Raw genomic sequence first — 12,513 nt, forward strand, 5'->3', positions numbered from 1 at the left:
GGACGAGCACAGCCTACGGAGGTGGGCCGACATCCGGGCCGCGCACTCGCACCCATCCCATCGAGTACGCCCACGCCAGCCCGCGCCGCAGCGGCGTGGCCAGCAGTACCCGCACCGCCAGGGCGCGCAGCGTCGAGACTCTCGCCCCGGCCGGTCGGCCGAGCACGGTGTTGGCCGCCGCGACCGCGCCGGCGAGCCGGGCCCGACAGCGGATCCTCCGCTCGGCGCGGCACCAGGCGGGGTCATCCTGCAGCGCACCGCTGCGGTCCTCGGCGAGGCGCCGCGCCAGCAGCGGGGCGAGGTCGAGGGCGTCCAGCCAGGCCAGCGTGATGCCCTGCCCGCCGATCGGGCTGACCTCGTGCGCGGCATCGCCCAGCAGCACGCAGCGCCCGGTCAGCAGGCGCCGCGCCGTGCGGCGGCGCACGGTGAAGGCGCTGAGCATGGTGGTCGTCGCCGGGTCCAGGACGGTGCCGGTGCGTTCGCGGACCAGGGCGACCAGCCGCGCGGGGGAGGGATCGGTGCCGGCTCTCCCCGTGTGCACGACCCAGCGCCGCCGGCCGCCGGGCAGCGGGAAGGACTCCACGACCCCGCCGGGCTCGAGATGCACGACCGCCTCGCGCCCGCCGCCCGCGTCGCCCGTGGCCGCGGGATCGCGGAGGTCCCCCATCAGGTAGGTATCGGGATAGTCGCATCCGCTGGTGGTGATCCCGAGCAGGGAGCGCACCCGGGAGCGGGAGCCGTCGGCGCCGACGACCAGGCCCGCCCGCAGCTGGAGGGTGCCGCTGCCTCCGCCGCTGTCTCTCGCGGTGAGTGCGACCGTGCGCGCGGATTCCTGCAGGTCCGTCAGCTCCCAGCCCCGCCGCAGCGCCGAGGGGGCGAGCGCCGCGAGTCGCCGGGCCAGCAGGTCCTCGGTGAGGGTCTGGGGCAGGGCGAGCACGTGGGGACGGCGCGGATCGGCCCGGGCGAAGTCCACCGAGCCCAGCTCCCGGTCCCGGCACCGCGCACGGCCCACGCGGATCCGCTCGCCGAGGGCGACCGCCTCCCGCTCCAGGCCGATCTCGGCCAGGGCGCGCAGCGCCGGCGGGTGCAGGCCGATCGCGCGTGAGCTGACCGGGGCCTCGGTGCGTCGCTCCAGCACGCGCACCTCCACCCCGCGCCGGGCGAGCAGGCAGGCCAGCAGCAGACCCGTCGGCCCGGCCCCGACGATCAGCACGGCGCACTCGTCCTGCGCGACGGGGACCGTCATCGCCGCGCCGGGGCGAGTGCGTCGTGCAGGAGCAGCAGTCGGAAGCGTCCCGGCGTGCTCACCGTCCAGCCGGACGGGACCCGGGCGCGCAGCTCGGGAGCGGTGAAGCTGCGGCGGATCGAGGTGAGGCCGTCCTCGCGGATGAAGGTGCCGGGGAACAGCGGCCAGGTGGCCACGGAGAACAGGGCATAGGCGAGCCGGCCGCGGCGGATGTCGCTGTGCACCACCGCGCGGCGGGCCAGGCGGGCGGAGTCCTCGAGCAGGCCGTCCCGCTGCTCCTGGCTGAGGTGATGGAGCAGGTGGTTGGAGATCACCAGGTCGAAGCGCTCGCCGGCGGCGACCAGCTCGCTGGAGAGCTTCCGGCGGAACCGCACCCCCGTGACGGGAGGCCGGCACCGGGCCCAGTCATGGGCCCGCGGATCAGGATCGATCCCGGTCACGCGCAGGTCGTAGCCGTCCCGGCGCGCCCAGCGGGCCAGGGCCCGGGCCACGTCCCCGCCGCCGCAGCCGACGTCCAGCAGAGTCGTCGGCCCCTCGGCCCGCAGGTGCGGCCGCAGGTGGCGGCGGTAGGCCTGGCGCCAGCCGGCGACCGCGGCGTTGACCGGACGGAAGGAGGCGTAGGTGCGGGCGAGCCGGCGCGGATCGCACGAAGGGTCGTCCATCCGCTCCCGCGCGTGCTCGTCCCGCGCGGCGAGGGAGGGCAGGATCACGGGGCGGGCGCGCCGAGGGTGCTCAGCAGCGCCGTCTCCACCGTCAGACCCGGCCCGAAGGCCATCGCGCACACCCGCTCCCGGCGGCCGGCGGTCGCCGAGCGCAGGATCCGCTGGAGCACGAACATCACGGTCGCGCTGGACATGTTGCCGAAGTCGCGCAGGGTCTCCCGGGCGGGGACCAGCTGGGACTCGGTGAGGTCGAGCTTGGCCTCGACCTTGTCCAGGATGCTGCGCCCGCCGGGATGGATCGCCCAGTGCTCGATGTCGCGGTGAGGCAGCCCCGCGAGCTCGGGCTCATGCGCGAACAGCGGCTCGAGAGCGCCCGTGATGTGCTCGTCGATGATGTGGGGGACGTAGGTGCCCAGCACCATCTCGAAGCCATGGTCGCCGATGCGCCAGGCCATCGCCTCCTCGCCGACCGGGGTCAGCACCGTCTCGAAGTGGTCCAGCTCCAGCAGCGGCGTGCTCGCGGGCAGGTCCTTCCCGGTGATGATCGCGGCGGCGGCGCCGTCGGCGAACAGGGACGAGCCGACGATGGTGTCGGGATCGTTCGAGGGGCGCACGTGCAGGGTGCAGAGCTCGACGGTGGCCATCAGCACCACCGCGTCCGGATCGGCGCGGCAGATCGTCTGGGCCTGACGGAGGGCCGGCAGCGCCGCATAGCAGCCCATGAACCCCAGGTGGTAGCGCTGCACGGACGAGTCCAGGCCGAGGGAGCGGACGATCCGGTAGTCGGGGCCGGGGGCGAAGAAGCCCGTGCAGGAGACCGTGATGACGTGGGTGACGTCCGCAGCGGAGATCCCCTCCGCGGCCTCGAGCGCGGCGGCCGCGACCCGTTCGTACAGTGCGGTGGCCTCCCGTTCGTAGACCTGATTGCGGGCACCGGTGGGCGGGTGCAGGAACCGCCCGGTCCCGGCCTCGAAGAACACCGGTTCCTCGCCGTCGGCCACCCCGTGCCATTCGGACAGGGCGCTGAAGCGGCGTTCGATGCCGGAGACATCGAAGGAGGTGCTGATCAGGCGCTTCCCGAGGCGGGTGAGGTCCGGCTGCGCGGCGAGCGCATCGCGCACCTCGGACTGGCGGAGCTCGGTGGCGGGGACGGCGGTCTCCAGCGACCGCATCGTGACGTTCGGGCCCATGCTGGTCTCCTGTCGTCGGCGGGGACAGCGACCAGGCCCCGGCGGTGGGGTGCGTGTCCCGCCTCGCACGGTACGCCCCCGGTCGGGATGTCCCAAGGGACTGACCGCTCGGACCGGCGGCGGGATCGCGGCGCGCCGGGCCCGCCGCCGGGCCGGGGTCAGCTGGGGATCCGGGCCACCAGGTCGATCTCGACCAGGATGCTGTCCAGCTGGGAGCCGACGGTGGTGCGCACCGGGTACGGCTCGGTGAAGAACTCGCGGTACGCCTCGTTGAACTCCGGGACATCCGCGAGATCGGCGAGGTGCACGGTGGCCTTCAGCGCATCGTCGAGGGTGGCGCCGCTCTCGGCGAGCACCGCCTCGAGGTTCCGCAGCACCTGCCGGGTCTGCTCGCCGACGGAGGCGGCGACCTCGCCCGTGGCCGGGTGCTGCGGGCCGAGACCGGCGGTGAACAGCAGGTCGCCGGTCACGATCGCCTGGCTGTAGGGGCCCGCGGGCTGCGGGGCGTCGTCGCTGCGGAGGGGGTGCTTGTGGCTCATGGTGCTCCTTGAGGTGGTGGGCGGTGCGTCGGCGCGGCCGGGGCGCTGCCCCGTGGGCTCGGCGGGACCGAGCAGGCTACGTCGTCGGGCTGCGGGGCGGTGGCGGTGTCCGGCAGCGGTCTGCGGGATGCGGCGCGCAGTCCGCGACCGGGCAGCTCACCGGTCAGGCGGCCGTCGGCGAGCACGGGCCGCCCGGCCACCAGCACGTCCTCGATCCCCTCGGCGATCGCCAGCGGGTCCTGGTAGGTGGCGCGATCGCTGACGGCTGCGGGATCCACGAGCACCAGATCGGCCAGGAACCCCGCGGCGACGGCGCCGCGGTCGCCGAGCCGGAAGCGCTCCGCCGCGCCGGAGGAGAGGTGCTGCGCCGCCTGGCTCCAGTCGAGGACGCCGTGCTCGCGCACGTAGGTGGCGAGGTAGGAGGCGAAGGTGCCGCGGGATCGAGGATGCGGATGGGCGCCGATGAAGATCCCGTCGGACCCTCCGAGATGCTGCGGATGGGCCAGCAGCCTTCCCAGGTCCTCCACCGGGCGCTGGTCGCGCACCGCCATCACCACGTTCACCTCGAGCGCGGACGCCGCCAGCAGGTCCAGCGCCGCCTCGATCGGATCGGTGCCGCGACGCACAGCGACCTGCGCGAGGGTGAGCCCGGGAGCCCAGGCGAACTCCTCGGCGACGGTGTGGGCGATCGTGAGCAGCTCCGGCCAGTCCGGCCCGAGGCTCGGATGCTGCGCCACGGCGGGGAACCAATCGCGACGCAGCAGCTCCCGCCGGGCGGGGTCCCGCAGCAGCGCGCTCGCCTCCCCGGGAGCCATCGCGTTCAGCGCCGGTGGCAGCAGGGTCATCCCCAGCAGGGAGCAGCCGCGCGTGTACGGGTAGGCGTCGAAGCTCGCCGCCACGCCCTCCCGTGCGAGGAGGCCCAGCAGCCGCTCGGCCTCCGCGGCCCGGGTATGGAAGTGGGAGATGTGCACCGCCACCCCGGCGGTGCGGCTGATATGGGCTGCCTCCTCGATCCCCACCTGCGAGTTCTCCTCGTAGCCGCCGCGCATATGCGTGACGTACGGCAACCCGGCGGCGGCGAGAGGAGCGCACAGCGCCGCGATCTCCTCGGCCTCCGCGAACAGGCCCGGGGTGTAGTCCAGTCCGCTCGAGAGCCCCACCGCCCCGTCGGCCACCGCGCGGGCGACCAGCGCCGTCATCGCCGCGCGCTCGGCGGGGCCGGCCGGGCCCGCGGCGCCGCCCATCACCTGCTGGCGCACGGTCCCGGCGGGCACCAGGTAGGCGACGTTCAGCGGCACCGCGCCGTCGTAGGTGCGCAGCAGATCGGCCACCGAGCCGCCGCGGAAGGTGGGGTGGGGGCCGTTGATCGCCGCGAAGTACTCACTCGCCCAGGCGCCGTCGCCGGGGGCGTAGGAGACGCCGTCCTGCCCGCCGATCACGCTGGTCACCCCCTGACGCAGGAGCGCCAGCTGCACCTCGGGCTCGAACACGGCCCCCTCGGCGTGGGAATGGGCGTCGATGAATCCGGGCATCACCAGGCGCCCCTCGGCCTCGAGCACCTGCGCTTCCCGGGTGCGGGAGGGGTCGATGCGGCCGACGGCGGTGATCCGCGCGCCCTCGACGAGCACGTCGGCCCGGACCAGGCCGTCCGGGGTGACGACCCGGCCGCCGCGGAGCAGCACGGCGCTCATCGGGGGGTGCTCATCGGCTGGGACCTCGCTCGCGCCCTCAGAAGAACGTCTCCACGGCCTCGTGCACCGTGCCGGTCGCGGGGTCCACGACCGGGATCAGCCGCCACTTGTCGAAGGCCGTGCACGGATGGGACAGCCCGAGCGTGACCACGTCCCCGAGGGCGAGCTCCGTCGCACCGGTGTGGTGGATGAAGGCGTGCTGGTCGTTCAGGGCCGTGATCTCCCCCTCCAGCGGACGCTCCGGACCGCCGAGCGCGGTGGCGACGCCGAGCGGGACGGGCAGACCCTCGTCGTAGGGCACGTCGCGCTTCCCGGCATCGAGCAGGGCCAGCCCGGGCTCCGGCATCGAGACCACCCGGGCGCGGGCGTGCATCCCCGGCAGCAGCGCCTCGTGCTCGGGGAGGCCACGGGCGGTGTCCAGCGGGGAGATCCCGCGGTAGAAGCCGGAGTCGTGGACGATGTACGCGCCCGAGCGGAGGATCCTGCGCATGTCCCTCAGCGGCGCGAACGCCTCGGCCACCAGATCGAAGTAGGCACTGCCGCCGGCGCTCACCCAGGGGGTCCCCGCGATCAGCGGGCGCAGCGACTCCGCGAGCGCGGCCAGGGCCGCGCAGTAGGCGGAGACCGCAGCCAGGGAGGCGGGGGAGCGGTCATGGGCGATCGCGCCCTCATACCCGGCCGCGCCGACCAGGTGCAGCACCGCGGAGGCGGCGATGCGCTCGCCGATCTCCCGGGCCGTCGCCTCCTCACGCGCTCCGGTGCGGGCCCCGTCGGCGCCCAGCTCCACCAGCACCCCGAGGGAGGCACCGGCCGGCAGCTCGCGTTCGAGCAGGTCGATGGTGGCGAGGCTGTCCGCCCAGCACACCAGCTCCTGCTCGGGATGCTCCGCCAGGTGGGCGGCGAGCCGGCGCAGCAGCGCGGGATCGGTGCAGGTGTTCGCCAGCTGCACCGTCCGGATCCCCTCCCGCAGCGCGAGATCCGCCTGCCAGCCGGTGGCGACCGTGATCCCGGTGCAGCCGGCCGTCAGCTGCCGCGCCCACAGCGCCGGCGCCATGGTGGTCTTCCCGTGCGGCATCAGCTCGAGACCGCGCTGCTCCGCCCACCGCGCCATGACCTGCAGATTGTGGGCGATCGCCGACTCGTCGAGCACGAGCAGCGGGGTGGAGAAGCTGCTGAGGGGTGCCTCCAGCGCGGTGATCGGGCGGCCCACGAGCTCGGCGGGGAAGGATTTGTCGCCGGGCTGGACGGTGCGTTCGGTGGTGGACGGGACGTGCTCGGGCATCGATGGCCTCGCTCGGCTCGGGGAAGAGACGACTGCGAGTCTCCGGGGCCCGGGGGAGAAGTTCAAGCCGCGCACACGCAGGGAGACGGGCCATCGCATCGCCGAGATCGCCCACCCCGCCGAGCACCTGCTGGCGGATCTCGTCACCGCCCGTCGAAATCCGGTGCCCGCTTCTCCAGGAACGCCGCCGTGCCCTCGGCCTTGTCCGCGGTGGTGAACAGCAGCGTCTGCGCCAGCTGCTCCAGCAGCAGCCCGGTGCGCTGATCCGTATCGTGACCGGGGCCGATGACCATCTTGGCGAGCCGTACGGCCAGCGGGCCCTTGGCGAGGATCCTCCTCATGATCTCCGCCGCGGTGGGCAGCAGGTCCGCCGCGGGCACCACCGTGGTCACCAGGCCGTACCGTTCGGCCTGCTCGGCACTCAGCGCCCTGCCGGTCAGGATCATCTCGAGCGCCCGGCCGGTGCCCACCAGGCGGGAGAGCCGCTGGGTGCCGCCGGCGCTGGGCAGCACCCCGAGTCCCACCTCCGGCAGGCCCATCCGCGCCTCCTCGGCGGCGATCCGGAGGTCGCAGCTCATCGCCAGCTCGAGCCCGCCGCCCATCGCGACGCCGCCCAGCGCGGCGAGGGTGGGCTTGGGGAAGTCCTGGAGCCGGTCGTAGAGGCGCTGCATGGTCGCGGCCAGCCCATCGGTGACGCCCCAGGCCGCGACCTCGGAGATATCGGCCCCGGCCGCGAAGGCCTGCGGGCCGCTGCCGGTGATGATGATCCCCTGCACGGCGGCGTCGGCCTCCCAGGCGTCCAGCACGGCGGAGAGCTCCGCGAGCAGGGCCTGGTTCAGGGCGTTGCGCTGCTCCGGACGGTGCAGCGTGATCGTGCCGATCCGGTCTCTCACCTCGGTGCGGAGCGTCGTGAGGGGCGGGGACTGCGGATCCGTCATGGTCTGCTCTCTCTGCTCGGGATGGCCAGGGCGTAGGAGGGCCTGGGGTCTCAGGCCATCGTGAGTCCGCCGGAGACGGACAGGGTCTGGCCGGTGATGTAGTGGGAGGCGGGCGAGGCGAGGAACGCGACGGCGTTGGCGAGATCCTCCGGCTGGGCGAGGCGGCGCAGCGGGATCGCTCGTTCGAGCGAAGCGCGCAGCGTGGGGCTGTCCTGGGAGATGGCGTCGAACAGCGGGGTGTCCGCCGGGCCGGGGCAGACGACGTTCGCGGTGATGCCGGCGCGGGCGCTCTCGCGGGCGAGGGTCTTGGTGAAGGCGACGATCCCGCCCTTGCACGCCGAGTACACGGCCTCGCCGCTGGAGCCCACCCGGGCCGCGTCCGAGGCGATGTTCACGACGGTGCCGTACCCCTGTTCCGTCATCACCCGCACCACCGACTGGCTGCAGTGCAGGGTGCCGACGAGATTGATCCCGATGATGCGGTCCCAGAGTGCGGGATCCTGGTCCAGGAACGGGCCCACCTTGTCCCAGCCGGCGTTGTTGACCAGCACGTCGATCCGGCCGAAGCGGTCTACGACCTGCGCGGTCATCGCGTCCACGGAGGCTCTGTCCGCGATGTCGACGCGGACGGCGAGGGCGTGGCCGCCGAGCTCCGCGGCGACCTGCTGCGCCGCCTCCCCGTCGAGGTCGGCGACCACCACGATCGCGCCCTCGGCGGTGAGCTTCGCGGCGATGCCCCGGCCGATGCCGCCGGCGGCGCCGGTGACGAGGCAGATGCGGCCGGTGAGGTCCTGGTCGTTGGTGGTGGGGGCCGGGGTCTCGGCCATGGCGGTGCTCCTCGGGTCGGTTCTCGGTGCGGTCCTCGCGTCGTGGCCGGGGTCGGGTGCCGCGGTCACGGGGCGAGCTCGCGGTCCACGGTGTGGCGGGCGATGACCAGCTTCATGATCTGGGCGGTGCCGTCGCCGATCTGCAGTCCCAGCACGTCGCGCAGTCGCTGCTCGAGGGGCCGGTCCGTGAGGTAGCCGTACTGTCCGTGGCTGAGCAGGCACTGGTGGATGACGTCGTACGCCGTCTTCGGGGCCGACCACTTGCACATCGCGGCCTCCTTGGTGTGCGGCAGCCCGGAGTCCTTCAGCCAGAGGGTCCGCTGGCAGAGCAGTCGCGCGGCGGCCAGCAGCGTCTCCGCCTCGGCCAGCGGGAAGGCGACGCCCTGGAAGGAGCTCAGCGGCTGGTCGAAGGCGGTGCGGGTCCCGGTGTACTCCCAGGTCTCCTCGAGGGTGACCTGGGCGGTGCCGATCACCTGCAGGCCGATCAGCGCGCGGGAGAAGTCGAAGCCCTGCATCACCTGCGTGAACCCCTCTCCGAGCGCACCGAGCTGGTTCTGGGCAGGGATCCAGGTGCGCTCGAAGTCGATGAAACCGCGGCCCACGGCCCGGGTCCCCAGGTCCGGGGCGCGGCGGCGCCGGATCCCCTCGCGGTCCAGCTCCACCAGGAAGGCGGTGATGCCCTTGCCGCGGTGCCCCGGCTCGGTGCGGGCGAAGATGACGGCGGCCCGCGCATCCATCGCGAAGGACATCGACTTGGTGCCCTCCAGCACCCAGCCGCCCTGCTCGGGCCGGGCCGTCATCGAGGGATTGCCGGCATCGGAGCCGGCGCCCGGCTCCGAGAGTCCGATCGCCACCAGGTCCTCGCCGCTGGTGATCCGCGGGATCCAGCGGGCGGCCACCTCGGGCCGGGCGTTGCGGACCAGGACCTGCCCCACCAGGGAGCTGATGATCTGCACGTAGGCGACGGTGAGGTCACCGCGGGCGATCTGCTCGGCGATCATCCCGGAGGCCAGCGCACGCTCGTCCCGGCCGCCGAGGGTCGAGGGCAGTTCCGGGGCGATCAGCCCCAGCTCGCCCATCCGGCGCCGCAGCTCCGGGGCGATCACCCGGTCCTGTTCCCGCTGCTGCTGAGTGGGGGCGATCTGGGCGGCGACCTCGGCGGCCGCGTCGATATAGCCCTGCATCGCGTCGTCGATGACGAAATCCATGTGGCCTCCTGGGGCGGTGGGTGGCGGCAGCCCTATGCGAGGTCGCCGAGCAGATCGGGGTAGCGGTGGCGGTGCTCGGGGAGGATCGCGGTGGACAGCAGCAGTGCGGTCTGGGAGCGCAGGAACTCCTCGAAGGTCATCCGTGGCGCGAAGTACCAGTGCTTCAGCGCCCAGGAATGGGCCACGGTCAGCAGGTCGTAGGCGAACAGCTCGGCGTGGATCGGGCGCAGCAGACCCTGCTCGACAGCGGTGTCGACGGCGCTGCGCAACGGCTCGACGGTGCGGATCTCGAGGTCCTTGACCACGCTGCGTCCCGCCTCGTCCAGGGTGTTGGATTCGCGATAGGTGAGCATCACCGCCTGACGGCTGTCCCGGATGACGGTGCAATAGGTGGCGAAGGCACCGGCGATCTGGCGGACCGGGTCCTCCTCCGGCTCGACCGTCTCCGCGAGCATCCGTGCCATGTCATCGAGCACGCCCTCGGTCACGGCCTGCACGAGCTCCTGCTTGCTCGCGAAGTATCGGTAGATGAGGCCGACGGAGACCTCGGCCTCGTCGGCGATCGCCTGCATGGACACCGCAGGGGAGCCGCTGCGCTCCATCAGCGGCACGGCCGCGCGCAGGATCTGCCGCCGGCGTGCATCGGAGCGTGCGGCGCGAGCGGCCTCCTGCGGAGCGATCGCAGCATCCTGACGGGGCACGGGCCCTCCTCCTGGTGCAGCGACACCGTCGGGCTGAGAGACGTGAGAACATCGCTCAGCAGAAATGAATGACCATTCATCTGTGAGTGTGGTGCGGGTCACCGGGTCGCGTCAAGGGGCAGGGCGGGGCCCGCCGACGCTGGGCATCACCCCACCGGTCGGGCCGTCTCGGCATGACCGGGCGAGCGTCGATGCGGACGTCGGCGCCCCAGCACGGGGGACCGTTCCTCCCCGCGGCCCCTTCGTCCACACCCGGTGAGGGTCCATGGCGTGCCCGCCGGCGCGTCCATCACGCTCGACCCATGACGATCGATGACGCAGTGCCCACGGCCGCTGACTTCTTCGGCGAGGACTTCGCCGGTGTACCCCCGGCACCGCCGGACCGGCCCCGCCCCTGGTTCCTCGGCGACGCCCCGGCCCCGAGGGAGGAACCCTCGGAGGAGGCGGGTCGGCTCGCGATGGCGGCGGAGGCCGCGCAGCTGCCGTTCCTCCGGGTGGCCCGTCATCTGCTGGAATTCGTCGGGGACGGGTGTCGGACCACGAAGCTGGGTGCTCTGTACGCCGTCGATCGCCAGCGGATCGAGGAGTCGTGCCGCGAGGGCTCCGACGGCTGGTTCTGGCATCCCTACGGCACGGACTCCCGGGTCCAGCAGGCCTGGGACATGCTCACCCGCCACGGCTGGCTCGTCCGGGAGGACGGTTGGGTGCGGCCGACGGGCAAGCCCCTGGTCGGCACCGAGAGCGATGCCCTCATGCGCGGGAGTCGGGGTCTCTGATCACCCTCGCACGGGAGGGTCGAGCCTGCTGGGGATCAGGCCGTCACCGACAGCTCTCCCTCGGCGGACGCCGGCGCCGCGGCCCGGCGGGCGTGCTGCCGGCGGTGCACCGTGAACGACCAGCCGGCGATCCCGAGGCCCAGCACGGCGAGCACCACGCCGGTCCAGGCCGGGGCCAGCAGGCCCCATCCTGCGGCGAGCACGGCCGCGCCGAGGGCCGCGCCCAGGGAGTTGCCGATGTTCAGCGCCGAGTGGTGCAGGGCCGCGGCCAGCGAGGGGGCGTCGGGGGAGGCGTCCAGCAGGAACAGCTGCAGGGAGGGACCCATCAGCTGGGAGGTGATCGCGATCGCCAGCAGCAGCGCCATCCCGGCGATCGCGTTCTCGGCCACCAGGCCGAAGACGGCGAGGCTGAGCGCCATGCCGAGCAGGCCCAGGAAGATGGTGCCGTAGACGCTGCGATCCGCGAGGCGGCCGGCGAGGAGGTTGCCCAGCGTCATGCCGAGGCCGAACACGAACAGCGCCAGCGGCACGGCGCGCTCTCCGAGGCCCATCACGCCTGGCACGATCTCACCGATGTAGCTGTACACGGCGAACATGCCACCGAAGCCGATGGCGCCGATCCCGAGCGCGAACCACACCTGGCCGCGGCGCAGGGCGCCGAGCTCCCCGCGGATCGAACCGGTGACGCCGGCCCCCTCGGGCTCGGGCACCAGGCGCCAGATCGCCAGGGTGGTCGCGGCGGCGATCACCACCACGATCACGTAGGCCGAGCGCCAGCCCACCTGCTGGCCGAGCGCGGTGGAGGCCGGGACCCCGATCATGGTGGCGACCGTCAGGCCCAGCATCACCAGCGACACCGAGCGGGCGCGGCGCCCGGGCGGGGAGAGACGGGCGGCGACCAGTGAGGCGACCCCGAAGTAGGCGCCGTGGGGGAGCCCCGCGATGAAGCGGGCGCCGGCCAGCGTGGCGAAGTCCGGCGCGATCGCGGAGAGCAGGTTCCCCAGTCCGATCAGGCCGATCAGCAGCACCAGCAGCCGGGCGCGGGGGATCCGCACCGCCGCGATCGTCACCAGCGGTGCACCGATCACCACGCCGAGCGCGTACAGGGTGATGAGCATGCCGGCCTGCGGGATGGACACCTCGAGGTCGCGGGCGATCTGGGGCAGGAGCCCCATGCTCGCGAACTCGGTGGTGCCGATCGCGAAGGCGCCCAGCGACATCGCGACGATGACCAGCCGCAGGCGGCCGGGCGGCAGCGGTGCGGATGGCGTCGGCGTATGCGACATCAAGGAGCCTCCAGCGCGGGTCGGGACGGACACGCTGCCGACGCTGGAAGCGATGAGTACCTCCCGATCCTAGGCCCGGCGCCCCGGCCGCGGCCAGTGCACAGTGACCATTGCCGCGGCCCCGGCCGGCATGTGATGCATTCGGCGATGTGCACGGTCGGGTGCTG

Annotated in this window: 12 protein-coding genes; 1 reads left to right on the plus strand and 11 read right to left on the minus strand. The window is 73.4% G+C overall.

Features of this window, described 5'->3' with window-relative positions; all coding sequences use genetic code 11:
• Window positions 1-13: 13 nt before the first annotated feature.
• The 10 genes from ACHUEU_RS12130 to ACHUEU_RS12175 form a co-directional block, all read right to left on the minus strand.
• A complete protein-coding gene (locus tag ACHUEU_RS12130) occupies window positions 14-1,246 on the minus strand; it encodes an FAD-dependent oxidoreductase (protein WP_394216384.1) in 1,233 nt (410 codons plus the stop codon).
• Entirely contained in the window at window positions 1,243-2,028 is a 786-nt protein-coding gene (locus ACHUEU_RS12135) for a class I SAM-dependent methyltransferase (protein ID WP_394216385.1), read from the minus strand. Before ACHUEU_RS12135 ends, ACHUEU_RS12130 begins: the two co-directional genes overlap by 4 nt.
• Window positions 1,953-3,098, minus strand: a complete 1,146-nt coding sequence (locus ACHUEU_RS12140) for a type III polyketide synthase (protein WP_394216386.1) — start codon at window positions 3,096-3,098, stop codon at window positions 1,953-1,955. The genes ACHUEU_RS12135 and ACHUEU_RS12140 overlap by 76 nt, the downstream gene beginning before the upstream one ends.
• A 158-nt stretch (window positions 3,099-3,256) precedes the next feature.
• Window positions 3,257-3,637 carry a RidA family protein gene (locus tag ACHUEU_RS12145; protein WP_394216387.1) on the minus strand — a complete coding sequence of 127 codons (381 nt, stop codon included), beginning with the start codon at window positions 3,635-3,637 and terminating at the stop codon, window positions 3,257-3,259.
• Window positions 3,634-5,328, minus strand: a complete 1,695-nt coding sequence (locus ACHUEU_RS12150) for an N-acyl-D-amino-acid deacylase family protein (protein ID WP_394216388.1) — start codon at window positions 5,326-5,328, stop codon at window positions 3,634-3,636. Before ACHUEU_RS12150 ends, ACHUEU_RS12145 begins: the two co-directional genes overlap by 4 nt.
• Before the next feature lie 37 nt (window positions 5,329-5,365).
• A complete protein-coding gene (locus tag ACHUEU_RS12155) occupies window positions 5,366-6,610 on the minus strand; it encodes an alanine racemase (protein WP_394216389.1) in 1,245 nt (414 codons plus the stop codon).
• 143 nt (window positions 6,611-6,753) lie between these two features.
• A complete protein-coding gene (locus ACHUEU_RS12160; RefSeq protein ID WP_394216390.1) occupies window positions 6,754-7,548 on the minus strand; it encodes an enoyl-CoA hydratase/isomerase family protein in 795 nt (264 codons plus the stop codon).
• 50 nt (window positions 7,549-7,598) lie between these two features.
• A complete protein-coding gene (locus ACHUEU_RS12165; RefSeq protein WP_394216391.1) occupies window positions 7,599-8,375 on the minus strand; it encodes a glucose 1-dehydrogenase in 777 nt (258 codons plus the stop codon).
• A gap of 65 nt (window positions 8,376-8,440) precedes the next feature.
• Window positions 8,441-9,583, minus strand: coding sequence for an acyl-CoA dehydrogenase family protein (locus ACHUEU_RS12170; protein WP_394216392.1), 1,143 nt, complete (start codon window positions 9,581-9,583; stop codon window positions 8,441-8,443).
• Window positions 9,584-9,615: 32 nt separating this feature from the next.
• Entirely contained in the window at window positions 9,616-10,284 is a 669-nt protein-coding gene (locus tag ACHUEU_RS12175) for a TetR/AcrR family transcriptional regulator (RefSeq protein WP_394216393.1), read from the minus strand.
• 302 nt (window positions 10,285-10,586) lie between these two features.
• Between ACHUEU_RS12175 and ACHUEU_RS12180 the strand changes: the two genes are divergently transcribed.
• Window positions 10,587-11,060: a hypothetical protein gene (locus ACHUEU_RS12180; RefSeq protein WP_394216394.1), complete on the plus strand. Its 474-nt coding sequence runs from the start codon at window positions 10,587-10,589 to the stop codon at window positions 11,058-11,060.
• Window positions 11,061-11,095: 35 nt separating this feature from the next.
• Here ACHUEU_RS12180 and ACHUEU_RS12185 read toward each other — a convergent pair whose 3' ends face one another.
• On the minus strand, window positions 11,096-12,346 hold the full coding sequence (locus ACHUEU_RS12185; RefSeq protein ID WP_394216395.1) for an MFS transporter: 1,251 nt from the start codon (window positions 12,344-12,346) through the stop codon (window positions 11,096-11,098).
• Window positions 12,347-12,513 lie beyond the last annotated feature (167 nt).

It is taken from the genome of Brachybacterium vulturis, from assembly GCF_043641765.1.
GTDB lineage: Bacteria > Actinomycetota > Actinomycetes > Actinomycetales > Dermabacteraceae > Brachybacterium > Brachybacterium vulturis_A.

What these genes read in the sequence shown, in the direction of transcription:
- ACHUEU_RS12170 (WP_394216392.1), bottom strand. Translation starts at nt 9,583, where the DNA reads ATGGATTTCGTCATCGACGACGCGATGCAGGGCTATATCGACGCGGCC.
- ACHUEU_RS12130 (WP_394216384.1), bottom strand. Translation starts at nt 1,246, where the DNA reads ATGACGGTCCCCGTCGCGCAGGACGAGTGCGCCGTGCTGATCGTCGGG.
- ACHUEU_RS12150 (WP_394216388.1), bottom strand. Translation starts at nt 5,328, where the DNA reads ATGAGCGCCGTGCTGCTCCGCGGCGGCCGGGTCGTCACCCCGGACGGC.
- ACHUEU_RS12165 (WP_394216391.1), bottom strand. Translation starts at nt 8,375, where the DNA reads ATGGCCGAGACCCCGGCCCCCACCACCAACGACCAGGACCTCACCGGC.
- ACHUEU_RS12185 (WP_394216395.1), bottom strand. Translation starts at nt 12,346, where the DNA reads ATGTCGCATACGCCGACGCCATCCGCACCGCTGCCGCCCGGCCGCCTG.
- ACHUEU_RS12155 (WP_394216389.1), bottom strand. Translation starts at nt 6,610, where the DNA reads ATGCCCGAGCACGTCCCGTCCACCACCGAACGCACCGTCCAGCCCGGC.
- ACHUEU_RS12160 (WP_394216390.1), bottom strand. Translation starts at nt 7,548, where the DNA reads ATGACGGATCCGCAGTCCCCGCCCCTCACGACGCTCCGCACCGAGGTG.
- ACHUEU_RS12140 (WP_394216386.1), bottom strand. Translation starts at nt 3,098, where the DNA reads ATGGGCCCGAACGTCACGATGCGGTCGCTGGAGACCGCCGTCCCCGCC.
- ACHUEU_RS12145 (WP_394216387.1), bottom strand. Translation starts at nt 3,637, where the DNA reads ATGAGCCACAAGCACCCCCTCCGCAGCGACGACGCCCCGCAGCCCGCG.
- ACHUEU_RS12180 (WP_394216394.1), top strand. Translation starts at nt 10,587, where the DNA reads ATGACGATCGATGACGCAGTGCCCACGGCCGCTGACTTCTTCGGCGAG.